This window comes from Bacteroides sp. NSJ-48, from assembly GCF_014287405.1.
Lineage (GTDB): Bacteria > Bacteroidota > Bacteroidia > Bacteroidales > Bacteroidaceae > Bacteroides > Bacteroides stercoris.
This window is the reverse complement of record NZ_JACOOD010000022.1, coordinates 1-22,191: the sequence shown is the minus strand read 5'-3', so window position 1 is coordinate 22,191 and position 22,191 is coordinate 1. Positions and strand designations below refer to the sequence as shown.

The following is a 22,191-nucleotide window of genomic DNA, read 5'->3' as shown; positions in this document are numbered from 1 at the left end:
CAAGGTAAGCTCAATACCATGCTTTTCCGGGTTCACTTCCCATTTCGAACTCCAGAATACTGCCGTTCATTATCTGCTCATGCGTAATATAACTTTTGTCATAAGGCTTTCCGTCGAGCTTCACCGACCGGATATACCTATTCTTCCCGCTCACCCCATGAGCAAGAACCGTAAAGGTTTTGCCATTGGACAACCGCATCCTTACCTCCGGATACAGCGGCGTACCTATTTCATACTCACCGCCGACCGGATTTACAGGATAGAATCCCATGGCGCTGAATACATACCAGGCAGACATTTGCCCGCAATCCTCATTACCGCACAAACCGGCGGGCGTATTCTTATACAACTCACGCATCACCTCCGACGCATACTTCTGGGTTTTCCAGGGTTGCCCCACTTTGTTGAACAGATAAATAACATGATGGCTCGGTTCATTGCCATGCGCATACTGCCCTATCATACCGGTACTGAAAATAGGAAGTTCCTCATCATCGGCAGGACGGTACGTAAACATACTGTCAAGCTTCTGCGCAAAGCGCTCCTTCCCGCCAGTCAGGGCTATCAGCCCGTCAATATCCTGCTGCACCGACCAGAAATACTGCCAACCGTTGCTTTCGCAAATATGTGGTGTATAATCATCCGGCGAGAAACCGTCTGCAAAAGCTCCCCTGTCATCACGCGGCTGCATGAAAGATGTCTGCGGATTATATACATTCTTATAATTCTGCGAACGTTTGTAGAATTCATCCGCTACCTGCCGCTCACCCAGCTTCTCGGCCAAGCGTGCTATACAGTAATCATCGTAAGCATACTCCAGGGTTTTGGAGAGCGACCAGTTCTCTGCATTATAGCTATCCGTCACGTTGTAAGGCACATATCCATGCTTCTTATAAAGGCCGATGCCCCGATAATCATCCATATTAGCTGTAGCCACGCAAGCCTCCAAAGCCTTCTTAGCATCAAAATCCCCTATACCTTTCAGACAGGCATCCGCAATGACCGGTACGGAGTGATAGCCTATCATCATATCCGTTTCGCTGCCATAAAAATTCCATACCGGCAGGCGGCCGTTCTGCTCATAAAAGGCAAGGAAGGATTTTACCATGTCGTTCACACGCGCCGGCTCTATATAAGTATAAAGCGGATGAGAAGCACGGTACGTATCCCATAAGGAGAAAGTGCTGTAATTTGTCCACCCGTCGGCTTTATGTACCTGCCTGTCGGGCCCGTAATAAGAACCGTCCACATCGGCATAGATGGTAGGAGCCAGCATCGAATGGTAAAGAGCCGTGTAAAACTTCACCTTTTCATCGTGATTGTCGCACTCGATTTCTATCCGTGACAAATGCCCGTTCCAGTTTTTGCGTGCGGCAGCAAGGTATTTATCGAAATCATCATCAGGTACTTCCGCCGCCAGATTACGCGCTGCCCCTTCCATGCTGACCCCCGAAATGGCCGTACTCACAAGGAGCTGTTCTCCCTTTGCCGTCTTAAAGTCAAAACGTGCTATGACCGAAGTCCCGATTCTTTTTCCATCTTTCAGGACTGCTGCCGAATCCAGCTGCATCGTCTCAAAGGGACGGGAAAAGCGTGTACGGAAAAAGATGCGCTGACCGCGCGCCCATCCGTCAGAAAAACGATAGCCCTGAATAGTAACGGAATCCACTTTCTCTACATAGGAATCTTCCGTAAAGTCCCAGTTCATGGCTTTCCTCAAATTCAGGATAACGGCTGCATCAGCCTGGGGAAAGGTATAGCGCTGAATGCCGCAACGCTCGGTTGCAGTAAGCTCTACGTTGATATCGTAATCTTTCAGGAGCACGCGATAGTAACCTGCGCTTGCCGCCTCATCGGCATGCGAGAACCGGGAGTGGATGCCCAACGGTTCTTCCGCCTCTTTATAAGGAAGGGTTACCGGCATAAAAGAAATGTCATACAAATCGCCCGCCCCCGTACCCGAGAGATGGGTGTGACTGAAACCGGCAATCGTACTGTCGGGATAAAAATATCCCGAAATGCGGTCCCAACCGGGAAGCCCGTTGTCGGGACTGAGTTGCACCATACCGAAGGGAACCTGTGCGCCGGGATACGTATTCCCGGTAAAATCAGTACCGATAAACGGATTTACATAGTCTGCATAACATTCGCCTGCGGCTTTCAGAGCGTCCCGCTGCATGCAAGAGGATAGCAACAGGACAGGTAAGACTGTACAAATGGATCTCAATATTTTCATAATATGATACGGTTAACATATTCAAACTGCTTATTAAAACAACCCAACATGAAATAACACTTATTTCCATAAGTATGTCTGAATACAAATATAATAAAAAATGTGTATGTTTTCACACTTTTTGCATATTTTTTCGTCCGTATCGCCAAAACGGATAAAGAGAGTTTTCTACAAGATAAAGTATTCGGAACTCATGTTTTTTATTTATGTTTGCGTAAAAAAACAAATGAACTATACAACTTACCTCTTTGACTTCGATTATACGCTTGCCGATTCTTCACGCGGCATCGTCACCTGTTTCCGCAACGTGCTGAACCGCCACGGCTATACCCGCCCGACCGACAACGACATCAAGCGCACCATCGGCAAAACGCTGGAAGAATCTTTTTCCATTCTTTCCGGTGTAACCGATACCCGCCAGTTGGCTGAATTCAAAAAAGAATATATAAAAGAGGCAGATACGCACATGACCGTCAACACCGTGCTTTTCCTTGAAACCAAATCGGTACTGGCAGCCTTGAAAGATTCAGGCGCCCGCATCGGAATTATATCCACCAAATTCCGTTACCGCATCAAGGAGCTGCTGGACCAGCATTTTCCCGAAGACTTTCTTGACATCATCGTCGGCGGAGAAGATGTGCAAACGCCCAAGCCGTCACCGGAAGGGCTGCTGCTTGCCATCAGGCAACTCCATGCCACCAAGGCCGAAACACTATACATCGGTGACAGTACGGTAGATGCAGAAACCGCACAAAAGGCCGGAGTGGATTTTGCAGGCATCACGCACGGCATGACCACCGCCGAAGAACTGAAGAAATACCCGCACAAGAAAATAATGAGCAGCCTGGAGGAATTGTTAGAACGGGAACCACTGCCCGCCTCTGCACCTCCCAAGAACATCAGTGTACGCCGCATCGCGCTTCTGCTGCTCCTCTTAGCTGCATTTGCCGCTCTCTTTTGCTTTCTCCTCCTTATATAATGCTTAAGGAAATACCTTGCCACAATTAAATCGTTCCGCTATGGAGAAAGTTTTGTTCCGCCATGGTGGAATAAAACTTCCTCCACGGTGGAACAGAATGTTCCCCGCGGTGGAACGAATAAGCCTTCGCATCTCCACCGCTTAACGTCACTCCCGGAACATCCCGGCTTATGGAGAAGCATTTGTTTAAGCACGAAATATTAATTGTCTAAAAAAAGAGAAAGAAAGATTTGTCCGTTCCAAATAAAAGAGGTAATTTTGTGCCCGATTATTCCGCACCGGGTTTAATTAAGTGTATTCTAAGTGATTAGAGGCCACCCGACGGAGCTAACTTATACATTATATATAAGAAATGTACGCAATTGTAGAAATCAACGGCCAGCAATTCAAAGCAGAAGCTGGCAAGAAACTGTTTGTACACCACATGCAAAACGCTGAAGCCGGTGCAACAGTAGAATTCGAGAAAGTTCTTTTGGTAGACAAAGACGGCAACATCACTGTAGGTGCTCCTACTGTAGAAGGCGCAAAGGTAGTTTGCGAAGTTGTTTCCGGTTTGGTAAAAGGCGACAAGGTTCTTGTTTTCCACAAGAAAAGAAGAAAAGGTTATCGCAAACTGAACGGTCACCGTCAGCAATTCACAGAGTTAACAATTAAGGAAGTAGTAGCTTAATCAAATTAAAACAGTAAGAAGAAATGGCACATAAAAAAGGTGTCGGTAGTTCTAAGAACGGCCGCGAATCACAGAGCAAGAGATTAGGCGTTAAGATATTTGGTGGCGAAGCTTGCAAGGCAGGTAACATCATCGTTCGTCAAAGAGGTACTGAATTCCATCCGGGTAACAACATCGGTATGGGTAAAGACCACACTCTTTTCGCCTTGGTAGACGGAACTGTACAATTCAAAGTAGGTAGAGAAGACAGAAGATTCGTTTCTGTTATTCCCGCCGAAAATGCAGAAGCATAAGTTTCCGGACAAAAAATAAAGCGAAGGGATGCAATCAGACAGATTGCATCCCTTTCTTTTTAAGCGCAAAAATAAGCAAGTTTCTTTTTTGTAATACTTTTGATTTGCACTATCTTTGCCCTCACAAATCCGGAATATCATAAAAACAAGTATAAGATATGCTTACCATTAAACAAATTACAGACAATACCGACGCGGTAATCCGCGGACTGGAGAAAAAGCACTTCAAAAACGCCAAAGAAACCATTGAGCAAGTGCTGGAAACCAACAACAAACGACGCAACACCCAAACAATCTTAGATAAGAACCTGTCGGAAGTCAATTCCCTGTCCAAATCTATCGGAATGCTGATGAAAGAGGGCAAGAAAGACGAGGCAGAGACTGCCAAAAACCGTGTAGCCGAATTGAAAGAAGCCAACAAGGCATTGCAGGAAGAAATGGACCAAGCCGCAACCGACCTGCAGAACCTGCTCTATACAATCCCCAATGTTCCTTACGACAGCGTACCCGAAGGTGTAGGCGCCGATGACAATGTGGTGGAAAAAATGGGCGGTATGGAAACCGAACTTCCCAAAGATGCGCTTCCACACTGGGAACTGGCCAAGAAATACGACCTGATAGACTTTGACCTGGGTGTTAAAATCACGGGTGCGGGCTTCCCTGTATATAAAGGAAAAGGCGCACAGCTCCAACGTGCGCTCATCAACTTCTTCCTGGACGAGGCACGCAAGTCGGGCTATACGGAAATAATGCCGCCGACAGTGGTCAATGCCGCTTCCGGTTACGGAACAGGCCAGTTGCCCGATAAAGAAGGTCAGATGTACCATTGCGAAGTGGACGATTTGTATCTGATTCCGACTGCCGAAGTTCCCGTAACGAATATCTATCGCGATGTAATCCTTGACGAAAAGCAGCTCCCTATCAAAAACTGCGCTTATACACAATGTTTCCGTCGCGAAGCAGGCTCATACGGTAAAGACGTGCGCGGCTTGAACCGTCTGCACGAATTCTCCAAAGTAGAATTGGTACGCATCGACAAACCGGAACATTCCAAAGAGTCTCACCAAGAGATGTTGGACCATGTGGAAGGATTGCTCCAAAAACTGGAACTGCCCTATCGCATCCTGCGTCTGTGTGGTGGCGATATGAGTTTTACAGCTGCCCTTTGCTTCGACTTCGAGGTGTACTCCGAAGCACAGAAACGCTGGCTGGAAGTAAGTTCGGTATCCAACTTCGACACTTACCAGGCCAACCGCCTGAAATGCCGCTACCGTACAGCGGAAAAGAAAACAGAGCTTTGCCACACACTGAACGGTTCTGCACTGGCACTGCCGCGTATCGTAGCAGCGCTATTGGAAAACAACCAGACACCGGAAGGTATCCGCATTCCGAAAGCACTGGTTCCGTATACAGGATTTGAGATGATTGACTAAGGAAACATCATTTCCTCATTCAAAATAATAAAAGGTGCGTCAGAATATAAAATTCCTATTATTCTGACGCACTTTTCATACAAAGCAGAAGGCTGAAAGTCTTATATCTTACAGGAATGTGTGTCAAAACTAAAATCCCCATAATTGTCCCCTCACTCCTCAAGTTCCTCTTCCCTTAAAAGTTCATTCTCTATCCTCAAAACCCTTTCATCCCTTCCCTCTGCCTCTTTTTTCCCTGCACATTCTTTGTTATTAACAAATAACCCGTATCTTTGCAAAATCTATCATTCTGAAAGAAATCGCGTAATTACACCAACAAAATTATAAGATAATGAATAAAATCATTAGCAAAGAACATTTCTCTGAAAAGGTCTTCAAATTAGTAATTGAAGCACCGTTAATTGCTAAATCGCGCAAGGCAGGACACTTTGTAATAGTACGTGTAGGCGAAAAAGGCGAGCGCATGCCGCTGACCATTGCCTCTGCCGACCCTGTAAAGGGAACTATCACTTTGGTTGTACAGAAAGTAGGTCTCTCATCTACCCGCTTGTGTGAGCTGAATGAAGGTGATTATATAACCGATGTTGTCGGTCCACTGGGACAAGCCACCCATATCGAGAACTTCGGAACTGTTGTTTGCGCCGGTGGCGGTGTGGGTGTAGCCCCGATGCTTCCCATCGTGCAGGCATTGAAAGCTGCCGGTAACCGTGTGATTACAGTGCTGGCAGGACGCACCAAAGAGCTGATTATCCTTGAAAAAGAGATGCGCGAAAGCTCCGACGAGGTCATTATCATGACGGACGACGGTTCATACGGCCGTAAAGGTTTGGTTACGGAAGGTGTGGAAGATGTTATCAAACGCGAGAAAGTAGACAAATGCTTCTGTATCGGCCCGGCCATTATGATGAAATTCGTTTGTTTGCTGACGAAGAAATACGAAATACCCACCGATGTATCCTTGAATACCATCATGGTAGACGGAACCGGAATGTGCGGCGCCTGCCGTATCACCATCGGCGGTAAAACCAAATTTGTATGCGTAGACGGTCCCGAATTCGACGGTCACCAGGTAGATTTCGACGAAATGCTGAAACGCATGGGTGCATTCAAAAATATCGAACGCGAAGAAATGCATAAACTGGAAGAACCGCAAACTTGTCAGGCAACCGGCGAAAACACTCAGGCAGAAGATGAAAAAAGCCGCAATGCCGCTTGGCGCCAAGAGTTGCGCAAATCCATGAAAGCCAAAGAGCGTACTGCCATTCCCCGCGTGGAAATGAACGAGTTGGATGCGGAATACCGTTCACACAGCCGCAAGGAAGAAGTGAACCGGGGATTGACCGAAGAACAGGCCCTGACAGAAGCCAAGCGTTGTTTGGACTGCGCCAATCCGGGGTGCATGGAGGGTTGCCCCGTAGGTATAGACATACCCCGTTTCATCAAGAATATAGAACGCGGCGAGTTTCTGGAAGCAGCCAAGACATTGAAAGAAACCAGCGCATTGCCCGCTGTTTGCGGTCGTGTGTGTCCGCAGGAAAAGCAATGCGAATCCAAATGTATCCACTTAAAGATGAACGAAAAGCCGGTTGCCATCGGTTATCTGGAACGCTTCGCCGCAGATTACGAGCGGGAAAGCGGACAAATCTCCGTTCCGGAAATCAAAGAAAAGAACGGCATTAAGATTGCTGTAATCGGTTCGGGACCTGCCGGCCTGTCTTTCGCCGGAGATATGGCGAAATATGGTTACGATGTTACCGTATTCGAGGCACTGCACGAAATCGGCGGCGTATTGAAATACGGTATCCCCGAGTTTCGTCTGCCCAACAAGATTGTGGATGTAGAAATCGAGAACCTTGCCCAAATGGGTGTGAAGTTTATCAAGGACTGCATCATTGGCAAGACATTAAGCGTAGAACAACTGGAAGAAGAAGGGTTCAAAGGCATATTCGTCGCTTCCGGTGCCGGACTGCCGAACTTTATGAACATCCCCGGCGAAAACTCCATCAATATCCTATCGTCCAACGAATACCTGACACGCGTCAACCTGATGGATGCCGCCAGCGAAGATTCCGATACGCCCGTGCCCTTCGGTAAATGCGTAGCCGTTATCGGTGGCGGTAACACGGCTATGGACTCCGTCCGCACAGCCCGCCGCCTGGGCGCCGAACGCGCTATGATTATCTACCGCCGCTCGGAAGAAGAAATGCCCGCACGCATCGAGGAAGTGAAACATGCCAAGGAAGAAGGTGTGGAATTCCTTACACTCCACAACCCGATAGAATACATTGCCGACGAGCAAGGAAAAGTAAAACAGGTGGTTCTTCAGAAAATGGAACTGGGCGAACCCGATGCTTCCGGACGCCGCAGTCCTGTCCCCATTCCGGGAGCTACCGAAACGATTGACATTGACCTTGCCATTGTCAGCGTGGGTGTATCTCCTAATCCGATTGTTCCGAGTTCTATCAAAGGACTTGAATTGGGGCGCAAAGGTACGATTGCCGTAAACGACAACATGCAGTCGTCCATACCGACCATTTATGCCGGTGGCGACATTGTCCGTGGCGGCGCTACCGTAATCCTTGCTATGGGCGACGGGCGGAAAGCTGCTGCAGCGATGAATGAACAACTGAAGAACTAAAGAAGCTTCACCATAAAAAGAAAGAAAGCGTATCGCAATGAACGATACGCTTTCTTTTTCTTTCTATCTGATACAGAACTTACTTCACCACCTTGTTTGTCACCGGATCGGGAAAAATCACCGTCGGCTTAAACGTCTTGGCCTCTTCAAAGTCCATCAATGCATACGACATGATAATAACAATGTCATCCGGTTGAACCCTGCGGGCTGCCGCGCCGTTCAAACAGATTTTGCCCGAACCGCGCTCGCCTTTAATGATGTAAGTTTCAAAACGTTCACCGTTATTATTGTCGGCAATATAAACCTTCTCGCCGGCAATCATGTTAGCGGCATCCATCAAATCCTCGTCAATCGTGATGCTCCCCATATAATTGAGGTTGGCTTCCGTAACACGGGCGCAATGGATTTTAGACTTCAACACTTCAATCATCATAAGATTGGCTTTTTTATGTTTATTATTCCTTATACTTGATATTGTCAATCAGGCGGACTTCTCCGCAGAACACCGTAATGCAACCCACGGCATACGAGGTATCTTCCCAATCGGCAATCCTCTGCAACGTATTACCGTCCACCAGTTCAAAGTATTCCAGACGCAAGCCGGGAGCGGCTACAATGGTATCTTCCACAAACTTCTGTGTCTCAGCAACCGTATGCGAAGCCGCAAAGGTACGACTTTCAAATAAAGTCTGCGAAATTTTCAAGGCATTTTTGCGTTCCTCGTCAGACAAACGGGCATTGCGGCTACTCAGCGCCAAGCCGTCTTCCTCACGTACGATGGGACAACCTACAATCTCCAACGGATACTTCATCTGATGCACCATTTCACGGATAATGGCCAATTGCTGAAAATCCTTCTCACCAAAATAGGCGCGATCCGGCTGCACCGCATCAAACAACTTGCTCACAATCTGACACACACCGTTAAAGTGTCCCGGACGAAAGGCTCCCTCCATTACCGTGTCCAAAGGTGCGTAGCTGAATCGGCGCGTATCCGGTTCCGGATACATCTCCTCCACTGCCGGCGCAAAAACAAACGCAGCCCCACATTCTTCCAGCAAACGACAATCAGCTTCCGGCGTACGGGGATATTTGATTAAATCATTCTGGTCATTAAACTGAGTAGGATTTACAAAAACACTGACTACAGCGGCATCATTCTCCGCCACACAACGTTTTACCAATGAAGCATGACCGGCATGCAAGGCCCCCATCGTAGGTACCAGGCCGACCTTCTTACCCTGGGCTCTCATAGCCGAAAGTCCGGCCTGCAAGTCCTTGATAGTATGTACTATTTCCATTTTTATTGGTTATATAATAACTTAGTTGTTCGCAAAACGATGCAAAATAAGCTATTATTTACCACATAAAGAAGAAATATCATAAATTAATGCAAAAGTCATTCCATACCCAAAGCTGTATCCAGCCCTTTTTATCGCTGATATACAAATAGTTAACAATTCATAAGGAATTATAGATGAGCTCGTCTTGCTTTATTGCCCGATTTTTTTTATATCTTTGCAGAATAATTGAGAACATCGTTATTATGACAAAAGCGAACAAGGTTTTATTTATAACACAAGAAATTACCCCTTACGTTTCAGAATCCGAAATGTCCCTTGTTGGCAGAAACCTGCCGCAAGCAATCCAAGAAAAAGGCAGAGAAATCAGAACGTTTATGCCCAAATGGGGAAACATCAACGAGCGCAGAAACCAATTGCACGAAGTGATACGTCTCTCCGGCATGAACCTTATCATTGACGATACCGACCATCCGCTTATCATTAAAGTAGCTTCCATACAGTCTGCCCGCATGCAAGTTTACTTTATCGACAACGACGATTACTTTCAGAACCGCCTGCAAGTGGTTGATGAGAACGGCGTTGAATATGAAGACAACGATGCACGCGCTATTTTTTATGCACGCGGTGTATTGGAAACAGTCAAGAAACTGCGTTGGTGTCCGGACGTCATCCACTGCCACGGTTGGATGACTGCATTAGCACCGCTGTATATCAAGAAAGCGTATAAAGACGAACCGTCATTCAGGGATGCAAAAGTTGTCTTTTCACTTTATGACAATGACTTCAAGGAACCGTTCCATCCCGATTTTGCCAGCAAGCTTCTTCTGAAGGGTATCAGTAAGAAAGACGTTGCCGATTTGAAAGAGCCGGTGGACTATACAGCTCTCTGCAAACTGGCGGTGGACTATTCCGACGGTGTCATCCAGCAAAGCGAACACGTGAATGAGGAAGTAATAGCATATGCCCGCCAAATCGGCAAGCCTGTCTTAGGCTATCAATCTCCCGAAATCTTTGCAGATGCCTGCAACGACTTCTACGACCAGGTTTGGGGAGCAGAATAAAAATAAAGTATCAATACGAAGAATTATGAAAGTAAAATATTTAGGGATATTGCTTTTTGCAATTCTGGCTTTCTACGGATGCGATGACAATACCGGCACATTGGGCATGAGCATGTTACCTGATTCTGACGGTATTTCAGCCACAACTACGACTTTTGATGTCACCACCAAATCTCTCCTTGCAGAAAAAGTTTATGCCAAGACAAGTACGGGATATGTAGGTAAATTCACCGATCCTGCTCCCGAAGGTTTTGGAAGCTACGAAGCCAGCTTCCTGACTGAGCTGAACTGTACGGATGACTTCAAATTCCCCGCAGTATACGACCCGGAAAAGCATGTGGGAACAATGGCGGGTGATACCGTCGTTTCAGCACAGTTGACAATATACTACTCTTCATGGTTCGGAGATTCCTTAAATCCATGCAGAATGTCGGTATATGAGCTGGACAAAAGATTAGAAAACAAGCACTATACCGATATTAATCCGAAAGAATATTACGGAAACGAAACTGACAAGCCGCATTTTGAAAAAACCGGTTATTTTGAGTTACACAAAGCATATACTGCTTACGATACCTCTGTTCCCGACTCTGTAAGAAATGCTACCGACTCTAATGGAAACAGTCTTTTTTATCCCAATGTAACTCTGCCTCTAAGCAAGCAGTTTGGAAATGAACTCCTGCAGTTGAACAGAGCCTACCAAAGAGGAGAAAACGATTTCTTCAAAAACTCGGAGAAGTTTATTGACAATGTATTGAAAGGAGTCTATATTAAGACGGATTACGGAGACGGAACAATTTTATACGTTGACCGTGTGGACCTGCAAATGCAATTCCGCTTTCATTACGTAGACAGTTTAGGAGTGAAGCTCACCAAAAAAGACGGTAAAGACTCTTTATATTATAGTACGGCAACAGTGTTTGCCTCCACCAAAGAAGTTATTCAAGCCAATAAGTTTGAAAGTTCCGAGGAATTAATCAAGAAAGCGAATGAAACCGGTTGGAGTTATCTCAAATCGCCTGCAGGTATCTTTACAGAGGCAACCTTGCCCTATGATAAAATACATGAAGAGTTGTCAAACGACACACTGAATGCCGTCAAGCTGACTTTCACAAACTATAATCAGGAAAGTAACAAGTATAAATTCAGCATGAGTGCACCGGAAACCGTACTGTTGCTGCGTAAAAAAGACATGGATTCTTTCTTTGTCAACAATGAGCTTGCAAACAATGTAACCTCTTTTGTCGCAACTCACAACAGTATCGAAACCAACCAATACACCTTTATGAATATAGCCCGTCTGGTTTCTGCTTGCATCAATGAAAAAAAGGCCGCCAAACAGAAAGCCAAAGAAGCGGCAGGTACATCGTGGAATGAAACTGCATGGGAAACAGAATGGAGCGAAGGCGAAGGAAAGGATTGGGATAAAGTAGTAATAATCCCCGTAGTTGTGACCTACGATACAAACAGCACTACTCCTTCCATAATTGGTATTCAGCATGACTTAAAGCCTACGTATGCCAAGCTGAAAGGTGGAGACCCGGAACAGGGTGGAACCAAATTGCAAATAGAGGTTACATATACTTCTTTCAATAAGTAAAAAAAGCAGGAACTTAGATTCTATATCTTTATATACAAAAATCTTCATTTATAAAAACCGAAGTTTAGTTTTTATAAATGAAGATTTTGGTTTATAGTTTACTTTAAAGAAAGAGAAGGTTCTGGCATAAGCAGAATAGAATTAATCCAAGCTACAAAAAAAGTCCTCCATACTCTCAAATAAAGCATGGAGGACTAACATTATCTAAAGCCAGATAGTGCTATTTGGCAGACTTGGCAGCAGGCTTCTTTGCCGTAACTTTCTTTGCAGTAGACTTTGTAGCAGGCTTAGAAGTATCTTTCGGTTCTTTTTTCTTCTCAGCGGCTTTTTCCTTTTCCAACTTTTTCTGCGCTTTTTCCAACTCTTTATGAAGTTCTTCTATTTCATCCCCCTGATTCTTGATTGTAGTAAGCAAAGCATTCAGCTCCTCGTTATCAATATCCACCGGATAAAGAGAATCAACACGCTTGATAAAGTCTCCCAAAATATTCATATAGTTGGTGAAAGCATCATACGGTGATTCATAGATACCGCGGTTCAACCCTACCCCACTATTCTTGGTCGTCATAAAGCGGAAGTTGTTGCTGGCCTGCAAATAATCCCAATCCTGCTTGATGCGACGGTCATCGCAGATATGTACACGCTCGGCCACACTATACAGTTTATTGAAAGCCTCACGCTGCATTACATTACCCAACCAGCAACTTGTATCTCTTTCTTCATCCACCCACGACATAGGATAAGGTACATCCAATTGTGAAACGGATTTCAACTTGGTAACAATTTCGGTAGGAGTTGAGAAAGTAATGCCTTTTTCCTTAGCACATGCAGGCAATGCCTTCAAGAATTCCAGAATATTGGAGGATAGAGGCTGTGACATCCCTAATGAACAAAGCTCCATAAATATGTTGATAACCTGCTCCTCTTGCGGGAATGCATCGATCCAACTGATATACTTATCGGCAAACAACGGATATTCGTTCCACTCGGAATTCGAGAAACGCAAACTAATATCATCCGACAGTTTAAAATCGCGCAACAGTAACTTTAAGTTCGGATTCATATTACAATGGTACACATAGTGCGGACTCTTCCAGCCAAGCACATGTTTTGCTCCTTCAGTCAGCATTCCCTTAAAGCCCATACTTGCCACCATGGCACCAATTTCGTCATTGTAAATCAGACTGGAGTTACGGAACACCTTGGGCGCTTTGCCAAACATTTGTTTCATTTTAGCACTCTGACGCATCACCTCTTCCTTGAAGCAATCTTCATTAGCTAAAGAAGAAAGTCCATGAGAGTACGGTTCAGCCAAGAACTCACAGCATCCCGTATCATTGAGCTGGTGCAATAGGTCGATTACAGCAGGTGCATGGATTTCCAGTTGCTCCAATGCCACACCTGAGATGGATAAAGCCACTTTAAACGCACCACCCGAATCCTTCACCATCCCAATAAGCGTATTCAGTGCAGGAATATACGAACGTTCGGCAACTTCATTAATACTTGTTTCATTGGCATAATCATCATAATAGTAATGGTTTGTACCAATATCAAAGAAACGATAACGTTTCAGATGTATAATTTGATGTATCTCAAAATAAAGACAGATAGTTCTCATTAGTATTTGTTGTTTTATTATTTACCATAGTTTCTTAACACATCCTCGTAAAGAGCACGGATTCTCAAGCCCACCTTTTCCCAGGTAATTCCGTCCACTTCTTTCTTTCCTTCTTCCTGAAGATAATGGAATAAAGACGGATTCATACAGATGGAATAAATAGCATCCGCCATAGCATGAATATCCCAATAATCGGTCTTAATTACCTTATCGAGGATTTCACCACATCCGGATTGCTTGGAAATGATAGAGGGAGTTCCGCACTGCATGGCTTCCAACGGGGCGATACCGAAAGGCTCGGAAACGGAAGGCATAACGAATACATCACTATTCTTATAAACTTCGTACACTTGTTTACCTTTCATAAAGCCGGGAAAATGGAAACGGTCTGCAATGCCACGTTCGGCAGCCATATTAATCATGGCATTCAGCATATCACCCGAACCGGCCATCACAAAGCGGATGTTGCGGGTACGTTGCAACACCAGTGCAGCAGCTTCCACAAAATATTCCGGACCTTTCTGCATAGTGATACGTCCGAGGAAAGTCACGACCTTCTCTTTCGAATGTTCAGGACGCGGAATATCCTGGTATTCTTGCGAAAGCGGGTACACCGCATTATGCATGGCAAATACCTTTCTTGGATCTTGATGATACTCGTTGATAACAGTACGACGGGTAAGTTCCGACACACACATAATGCAGTCGGCATAATCCATTCCGTTTTTTTCCATGGAATAAACCGTGGGGTTAACCTTCCCCCGCGAACGGTCAAAATCTGTTGCATGCACATGGATACAGAGCGGTTTGCCACTCACCATCTTCGCATGTACACCAGCCGGATATGTCAGCCAATCGTGCGCATGAATAATGTCAAATTCCTGTTGACGTGCCACAACTCCGGCTATAATCGAGAAGTTATTGATTTCTTCGTGCAAATTTCCGGGATAACCGCCGGCAAAGTCCATACAACCAAGATCATTGACGTGTATATAGGAGAAATCCGAGTAAATATGGTCGCGCAAAGCATAATATTGCTCCGGACTCATTGTCGACAAACGAGACTTCAAATAATCGTAATCAACATCACGCCACACGATAGGCACCTGGTTCATACCGATTATATTCAAGAATTTCTCTTCTTCACCTGTAGGCTTAGGCATACAGAAAGTAGTCTCCACATCTCCCTGCTGACTCAAACCCTTCGTGATTCCGTATGATGCAACTGCAAGGCCACCATATATTTTGGGAGGAAATTCCCAACCAAACATTAAAACTTTCATCTTCGTTCCTCCTCCTATAAATTATACTTAGACAACAATTTCAAGATACGCAGAATCTCCGCCACATTCATGGCGAACGATACCGCGCCTCTTCCTTTAAACGGCGGGTTTCCATCGAATAACTCGGGCAGAGAACCTATGCAATGGCTCGTCATCTCATCTTCAAAACCGATCAGATACCGCTCTACAAACGAAATACCACTCATCTTATATATACGCAGGTACGCTTCCATATAAAAGCCCATAAGCCACGGCCAGGCTGTGCCTTGATGGTATGCGTAATCTCTCTGAATCTGAGGACCGACATAATTTGGATTATACCCCCCACTCTTAGGGCTCAATGTACGCAGACCTTTCGGAGTCAGCAATTCTTTTGTCACAATATCAAGTACCTGCTTCTTCTGTGCCCTATCCAATGGAGAATAGTCAAAAGCAACAGCAAATATCATATTGGGACGAACGCTCCAATCCATCATATAACCGTCTACATAATCAAACAGATAACCGTACTCATTACGAAAAACTTCCACAAACGATTTTCCTGTTATTTCTGCCTGAGCATCCAATTTGTCTGCAAGAATGTCATTCCCACCCTCACGCACAATGTCCGCAACAAAACGCAAAGCATTATACCACAGCGAATTCACCTCAACAATATACCCGGTGCGAGGGATTACAGGATGCCCGTTAACCGTAGAGTTCATCCAGGTAACTGCCTTTTCCTTACCATTTGCGTAAAGCAAACCGTTTTCATGCAAGAAAAGATTATCATGCTTACGCTCGCAGATATAATTCATAATATCCTCCAATAACTTGCCGTATTTCAAGCGGCATTGTTCGCGCGATGTATCCTTGGCATACTGCTGCAAAGCCCACACTGCCCATAAAAGCACATCGGGATGTTCCATCTCATAGATTTTATAACCTGCGGGTTTATCCTCAATGAAAGCACGGATAGCCTTTTCCGCCGTTTTCATAACATCCTCGAACTCATCTTGTTCGTCCACAGCCAAGGTTAACCCCGGTAAAGAGATAAACAAGTCACGCGCACGGCATTTAAACCAGGGGTAGCCTGCAAGTACATAATGTTCTTCTCCTTGCTTATTGTGAAACTGGTGAGCCGAATTTTTCAAACAGTGATAAAAACTGTCACGTGGAGTACGGTCTTCTGCCTCAGCCTCAAAAGTCTGTTTTAGCTTACGCGGTGAAATTTCGGAGATACCCGCAGAGAAAACGATACTTTCACCTTTCTTTATATCTACTTCAAAATAACCGGGTACATACAGGTCTTCATTAAAATCGTAACCGCGTTCCTGTTCTTTCGGATATTCAATGCCACGATACCAATCCGGCTGATAATGAAATTCGTTCTTTTTGTTCAACTGCATATAAAGTTCCGGATAACCGGGATACATACAGGTTTTAATACCGTTTTCCACCGGTTGGTAATCACGGCTTACCTGTGCATTTTCGTGCGTGTATTCGCGTACGCTACGGAATGCCAAAAAGGGACGGAACCGAAGTGTTGTTGCCGAATGGGCATCGACCAAGGTGTAACGAATCAGTATCCGGTTCTCATGGTGTACAAAAATTTTCTCTTTGCGGAGAATAACGCCTCCCACACGGTAAGTAGTTGCCGGGATATGCTCGCAATCAAACTCACGGATATACTTATGTCCGTTCGGGCTAAAATTATTCCCCTGATATTTGTGCAATCCCAAGTTAAACTCTGCACCGTGCTGAATCACTGTTTCATCCAAAGAAGACAGCAGCACATGGTTTTCATCATCCAGGTTGGGAACGGGAATTACCAACAAGCCGTGATATTTGCGTGTGTTACAATCTACAATCGTTGTACAATGATAGGCTCCTGATTTGTTAGTCCGAAGTATCTCCCTTGGCAAAGATTCTTGCAGATTAACCATCAGGGTCTTGTCAAATCGTAAATAACTCATAGTTGTGCATTATTTAAAGGTTAATTATTTCAGGTATATGCGCTACAAAGCTTGTAGCAATGCCCAAAAATACGAATTAAAGCCTACACGCAAAATAAAAAGTCTTTTTTTTTCGCTTTTCAGGCAAATAATCCAAAGCATTGTACGAAAATGATAAATCCCTGTACAATATAGGAAGCATGACGGGCTACAAATAGTTCTGACTATGGTATACCACTATTTTTATTTATCCGCTTTATCCACATCTGGATTCTTGGAAGCAGGAATAGACCGTGGATTTTAACACACGGGAAGTTGTCCTATGATACCTTTTAATATCTTCCTTTACGGAAAAGTTGTTACAATTTCTTCTACAGGAAAAAGAGAAAGAGAACTAATGATGAAAGCTGTCCAGCAGCAATGAAATATTAGCCATAAACAAACGCACTGAAATTGCCAACAGGATAATGCCAAAAAATTTACGGATAATATAGATGCCGCCTTTACCCAAAAAACGTTCTACCCGCCCGGTCATGCTGACAACAAAATATACCCATATCATATTCAAGACTAATGCAATGATAATATTAATACTGGCATATTCAGCACGCAAAGAGAGTAAAGTGGTAAAAGCTCCCGCTCCGGCCAATAGCGGAAAGACCAGCGGAACCAGCGTTGCTTCTTTAATCGGCCCCTGGTTTTTAAAGATTTCAATATCAAGAATCATTTCCAGCGACATCAGAAAAATAACAAACGCACCGGCCACCGCAAATGACTCAATGTCCACATGAAACAATTTCAGCATCATATCACCCGCATAAAAGAAACCAATCAGCAAGGCAAACGATATTAATGTAGCTTTCAGCGCATTTACATCTTTCCCCTTTTCTTTCAAATTGATAATAATAGGAATAGAGCCTATAATATCTATCACGGCAAACAGCACGATAAAAGCACTGGTCATCTGCTGCCAATTAAATGCTGAAAACATATGTCCCTCCTTTTTTCTACAAAAATAATCTATTTTTATGTATTTCGCAAAATTTCTTAAAAGTGAATGAGTAGCACGTTTAAGAAATAATAAAAAAAACAAAAAGAAAGGGCAAGTGTTTACGGCAGAGTTCGATTATATCTACTTTTGTTCTTAAACCAGAAGATGAGAATGATATGGAAACAATGTTTGATACGTTATTACAATTACCCCTGTTTCAGGGACTTGCCCAAGAAGACTTCACCCGTATTTTGGAAAAGGTCAAATTGCACTTCACAAAATATAAGTCAGGTGAGCTTCTTTTAAAAGAAGGGGGCGCCTGTCATGAACTGGTCTTCATCCTAAAAGGAGAAATTGCATCTTCCACATCATCCGCCGATTCTTCTTACTGCTTCACCGAATATTTTCCAGCCCCTTTCCTGATTGAGGCTCACTCCATATTCGGCATGAAAACGCATTATGCTTCTACATATCGGGCAAGAACCGAAGTGCATACGGTCAGTATCAGCAAAGCATTTGTAGTGAAAGAGCTCTTCAATTACGAAATATTCCGCTTGAATTACATGAATATTATCAGCAGCCGCACTCAAATGCTGCACAACCGCTTATGGGCTGTGTGCGGTGATAATCTCGAGGCACGCATTGCCTACTTCATTCTTAGCCATGCAGAACGCTTATCGGGCGAGAAAGCACTGAAAATAAAAATGGAAGATTTGGCGCAAATCGTCAACGATACCCGGACAGGGGTATCAAAGACTCTCAATAACATGCAAGCAAAAGGACTGGTAGAATTACATCGCGGAGAAATCGTAATACCCGATGCAAAGAAGCTGTCTGAAAACTTATATCAGCTATCGCTTTGACGCAGATGACGCGAATGACACAGACTTAAGAAAAAACAATCCATGTCATCCGCGTCATCGCGCGTCTGAAAATAATCAGCCTATAATTTTATTCCCACTCAATGGTAGAATTGGGCTTCGGAGACATGTCATAACAAACACGGTTTACATTCTTCACCTCCTTGAGAATACGGTCGGTAATCTTCATCAATATAGGCCACTCTACCGGCTCAATAGTAGCAGTCATGGCATCCACCGTATTAACGGCACGGATAATGACAGGCCAGTCAAAAGAACGGGCATTATCACGTACACCTACCGACTTGAAATCGGGTACAACAGTGAAATATTGCCATACTTTCTTATCCAGACCTGCCAACCGGAATTCTTCCTGCAAGATAGCGTCCGACTCACGAACAGCCTCCAAACGGTCACGTGTGATAGCTCCCAGGCAACGTACCCCCAATCCCGGTCCGGGGAAAGGCTGACGATACACCATTTCATACGGCAAACCAAGTTCAAGACCACACGCACGCACTTCGTCCTTGAACAACTGGCGCAGCGGCTCTACCAATTCAAACTGCAAATCTTCAGGCAAACCGCCCACATTATGATGAGACTTCACCATCTTGGCAGTCTTGGTTCCACTCTCTACAATATCAGGATAGATAGTGCCTTGTCCCAAGAAGTCAATACCATCTAACTTACGGGCCTCTTCCTCAAAGACACGGATAAACTCACCACCAATAATCTTACGCTTCTGTTCGGGGTCGGCCACGCCTGCCAGCTTATCCAAGAAACGATCCGTGGCATCCACATAGACAAGGTTCGCATTCAGTTTATTCTTGAAAATTTCGATAACGGCTTCCGACTCACCCTTACGCATCAGTCCATGATTCACATGTACGCACACCAGATTGTCACCGATAGCCTTTAGCAAAAGAGCAGCCACCACAGAGCTATCCACACCGCCGGACAGCGCCAGCAATACCTTACGGTCACCTACCTGGCGACGTATCAGTTCTATCTGGTCGTTGACAAAATTTGTCATATTCCAGTTGGCTTCAGCCTTGCAAGTATCGAATACAAAAGACTTAACCGCATTTTTAATAGCTTCCACATCATCTGTAAACCGGGGAAGCTTCACTTCGCACAAAGCCTTATCATGACCGGCAGCCATTACAGGGAATCCTGCTTCATAAATTTCGGGCAGTACGTCGATGGATACCCCATCAATCACATTATTGGGGCCACCGTTGATGATAATACCTTTCACATTCGGCAAGGCCTTCAGTTCGGCGGCGGTAATGTCGTGCGGGTAGATTTCGCTATATACTCCCAACGCACGAATCGCTCTGGCAAGCACCGTGTTTTCATGACTTCCCAAATCCAGAATCACAATCATATCCTGCTTCATTCTTCTATATTGTTTTTTAAGTTAATAATTTCAGTCGGTCTTATTCCCATTCTATTGTGCTGGGTGGCTTTGAAGATATATCATAGGTTACGCGGTTCACACCTTTCACCTTATTTATAATATCGTTGGACACCTTGCCCAGAAATTCGTAAGGCAGATGCGCCCAGTCCGCCGTCATGGCATCGGTAGAAGTCACGGCACGCAAAGCCACTGCACGTTCATAGGTACGTTCGTCACCCATCACACCTACACTCTGCACAGGCAGAAGGATAGCACCTGCCTGCCACACCTGATTGTAGAGCGATGTCTCGTTTCCTGCAGCATCCTGCACTTTCCAGTCACGCAAGCCCTGAATGAAAATATCATCGGCTTCCTGCAGGGTACATACCTTCTCCGGTGTTATATCCCCCAGAATGCGGACAGCCAATCCCGGACCGGGGAAAGGATGACGGGTAATCAGATGTTCGGGCATTCCCAATTCACGTCCCACACGACGAACCTCATCTTTGAACAACCACTGTAACGGCTCGCACAGACGGAGGTTCATCTCCTCGGGCAGACCGCCCACGTTGTGATGGCTCTTGATAGTCTTGCCCGTAATGTTCAAGCTTTCAATGCGGTCGGGATAAATAGTACCTTGCGCCAACCAGCGGGCATCGGTTATCTTGTGTGCTTCAGCATCGAATACTTCGATAAAATCGCGACCGATAATTTTACGCTTCTGCTCAGGCTCGGTCACTCCTTCCAAGTCCTTGAAAAATTTCTCGCTGGCATCCACGCCAATCACGTTCAGTCCCAGACACTCATAGTCGTGCATCACATTCCTGAACTCATTCTTACGAAGCAGACCATGATCTACAAAAATACAAGTCAGATTCTTACCGATGGCACGATGCAGCAATACGGCGGCTACCGAAGAATCCACACCGCCACTCAGTCCCAGGATAACGCAGTCATTACCAAGCTGTTCCTTCAGTTCAGCAACAGTGGTATCTACAAACGATGCGGCACTCCAACTCTGGCTGCAACCGCAAATGTCCACCACAAAGTTGCGCAACATCTGCGTACCGTCCTCGCTATGGAACACTTCCGGATGGAACTGTACTCCCCATATTTTCTCACCAGCCACTTGGTAAGCGGCAATTGCTACCTTATCCGTAGAAGCTATAATCTTGAAGTTATCGGGGATGGCAGTAATCGTGTCCCCATGACTCATCCATACCTGAGTATTTTTCCTTACCCCTTTGAAAAGGATATTCTCCGAATCAAAGGAATCGAGATAGGCACGTCCATACTCGCGGGTTCCTGCCGGTTCTACCCGTCCACCGTTACTATAAGAGATAAACTGTGCACCGTAGCAGATACCCAGGATGGGATATTTCCCACGAATCCCGCTCAAATCCACCTTGAATGCACTCTTATCATAAACAGAAAAGGGGCTACCCGAAAGGATAACTCCTTTTACACTTGCATCTCCCTGGGGAAATTTGTTGTAAGGTACAATTTCGCAATATACATTCAGCTCGCGTAACCGACGGCCTATAAGCTGCGTGGTCTGTGAGCCGAAATCAAGAATAATAATCTTTTCTTGCATAGAAACAGAGGTGTTAGTAATTTGGAGCACAAAGATACGAATTTGTTTAGAGCAGAAAGCAAAATATGGCAAAATTTGTTTAGAGCAAAAAACAAAAAGCAGCTATATATTCAGAGCAGAACACACCTGCACCGCTTATTCCTCAAGAAACTAAAGAATTTGTTGGATTTATAAAATAGAGTTTATATCGAATAATTGATTAAAGCGTTCTTTGACTTATCTTTGTGGCCTAAAAAGTTCAATTGATGTATTACGACAAGATTCGCCACCGTCATAGCCAAGTGCTTGCAGCGAC

The 22,191-nt window shown here is 44.9% G+C and carries 16 protein-coding genes and 1 pseudogene; 8 read left to right on the top strand and 9 right to left on the bottom strand.

From position 1 onward, the window contains the following. Positions 1–10: 10 nt before the first annotated feature. Entirely contained in the window at positions 11–2,236 is a 2,226-nt protein-coding gene (locus H8S52_RS11585) for a GH92 family glycosyl hydrolase (protein WP_186909867.1), read from the bottom strand. Between the two features lie 226 nt (positions 2,237–2,462). Here H8S52_RS11585 and H8S52_RS11580 point away from each other — a divergent pair. The 5 genes and pseudogenes from H8S52_RS11580 to H8S52_RS11560 form a co-directional block, all read left to right on the top strand. Next, positions 2,463–3,170, top strand: a pseudogene (locus H8S52_RS11580) (HAD family hydrolase); the annotation flags it as partial. 397 nt (positions 3,171–3,567) lie between these two features. Then, positions 3,568–3,885 (top strand): 50S ribosomal protein L21, encoded by a 318-nt coding sequence (gene rplU / locus H8S52_RS11575; protein ID WP_009122535.1) that lies wholly within the window; start codon positions 3,568–3,570, stop codon positions 3,883–3,885. A 23-nt stretch (positions 3,886–3,908) separates the two neighbouring features. After that, the gene (gene rpmA / locus H8S52_RS11570; protein WP_005657898.1) at positions 3,909–4,178 is read left to right on the top strand and encodes a 50S ribosomal protein L27; all 270 of its coding nucleotides are present in this window, start codon (positions 3,909–3,911) and stop codon (positions 4,176–4,178) included. Between the two features lie 158 nt (positions 4,179–4,336). Then, a complete protein-coding gene (gene serS, locus H8S52_RS11565; RefSeq protein ID WP_005657900.1) occupies positions 4,337–5,611 on the top strand; it encodes a serine--tRNA ligase in 1,275 nt (424 codons plus the stop codon). 331 nt (positions 5,612–5,942) lie between these two features. Then, positions 5,943–8,249, top strand: coding sequence for a bifunctional dihydroorotate dehydrogenase B NAD binding subunit/NADPH-dependent glutamate synthase (locus H8S52_RS11560; protein ID WP_186909865.1), 2,307 nt, complete (start codon positions 5,943–5,945; stop codon positions 8,247–8,249). 79 nt (positions 8,250–8,328) lie between these two features. Here H8S52_RS11560 and panD read toward each other — a convergent pair whose 3' ends face one another. Next, a complete protein-coding gene (panD, locus tag H8S52_RS11555; protein ID WP_005657904.1) occupies positions 8,329–8,682 on the bottom strand; it encodes an aspartate 1-decarboxylase in 354 nt (117 codons plus the stop codon). Positions 8,683–8,704: 22 nt separating this feature from the next. Further along, positions 8,705–9,550: a pantoate--beta-alanine ligase gene (panC, locus tag H8S52_RS11550; protein ID WP_117985328.1), complete on the bottom strand. Its 846-nt coding sequence runs from the start codon at positions 9,548–9,550 to the stop codon at positions 8,705–8,707. A 245-nt stretch (positions 9,551–9,795) separates the two neighbouring features. Between panC and H8S52_RS11545 the strand changes: the two genes are divergently transcribed. Both H8S52_RS11545 and H8S52_RS11540 read left to right on the top strand, forming a co-directional pair. Continuing rightward, the gene (locus H8S52_RS11545; RefSeq protein WP_005657908.1) at positions 9,796–10,614 is read left to right on the top strand and encodes a glycogen/starch synthase; all 819 of its coding nucleotides are present in this window, start codon (positions 9,796–9,798) and stop codon (positions 10,612–10,614) included. 25 nt (positions 10,615–10,639) lie between these two features. Next, on the top strand, positions 10,640–12,214 hold the full coding sequence (locus H8S52_RS11540; protein ID WP_060386267.1) for a DUF4270 domain-containing protein: 1,575 nt from the start codon (positions 10,640–10,642) through the stop codon (positions 12,212–12,214). 220 nt (positions 12,215–12,434) lie between these two features. Here the strand turns inward: H8S52_RS11540 and H8S52_RS11535 are convergent, their stop codons facing one another. From H8S52_RS11535 to H8S52_RS11520, 4 genes are all read right to left on the bottom strand, one after another. Continuing rightward, positions 12,435–13,835, bottom strand: a complete 1,401-nt coding sequence (locus tag H8S52_RS11535) for a glycoside hydrolase family 57 protein (protein ID WP_117901639.1) — start codon at positions 13,833–13,835, stop codon at positions 12,435–12,437. Between the two features lie 17 nt (positions 13,836–13,852). Beyond that, positions 13,853–15,118 (bottom strand): glycosyltransferase family 4 protein, encoded by a 1,266-nt coding sequence (locus H8S52_RS11530; RefSeq protein ID WP_186909864.1) that lies wholly within the window; start codon positions 15,116–15,118, stop codon positions 13,853–13,855. A gap of 14 nt (positions 15,119–15,132) precedes the next feature. Next, positions 15,133–17,073, bottom strand: coding sequence for a glycogen debranching enzyme N-terminal domain-containing protein (locus tag H8S52_RS11525; protein WP_186909863.1), 1,941 nt, complete (start codon positions 17,071–17,073; stop codon positions 15,133–15,135). Between the two features lie 373 nt (positions 17,074–17,446). Next, entirely contained in the window at positions 17,447–18,043 is a 597-nt protein-coding gene (locus H8S52_RS11520) for a MarC family protein (protein WP_117955785.1), read from the bottom strand. A gap of 176 nt (positions 18,044–18,219) precedes the next feature. On the opposite strand from H8S52_RS11520, the gene H8S52_RS11515 reads away from it, so the two are divergent. After that, on the top strand, positions 18,220–18,906 hold the full coding sequence (locus H8S52_RS11515; protein ID WP_117985323.1) for a Crp/Fnr family transcriptional regulator: 687 nt from the start codon (positions 18,220–18,222) through the stop codon (positions 18,904–18,906). Between the two features lie 88 nt (positions 18,907–18,994). On the opposite strand, the gene guaA (H8S52_RS11510) is transcribed toward H8S52_RS11515, so the two are convergent. After that, positions 18,995–20,302, bottom strand: coding sequence for a glutamine-hydrolyzing GMP synthase (guaA, locus tag H8S52_RS11510; RefSeq protein ID WP_117985321.1), 1,308 nt, complete (start codon positions 20,300–20,302; stop codon positions 18,995–18,997). Positions 20,303–20,342: 40 nt separating this feature from the next. Then, positions 20,343–21,896, bottom strand: a complete 1,554-nt coding sequence (gene guaA / locus H8S52_RS11505; RefSeq protein WP_117985320.1) for a glutamine-hydrolyzing GMP synthase — start codon at positions 21,894–21,896, stop codon at positions 20,343–20,345. Between the last annotated feature and the right edge of the window lie 295 nt (positions 21,897–22,191).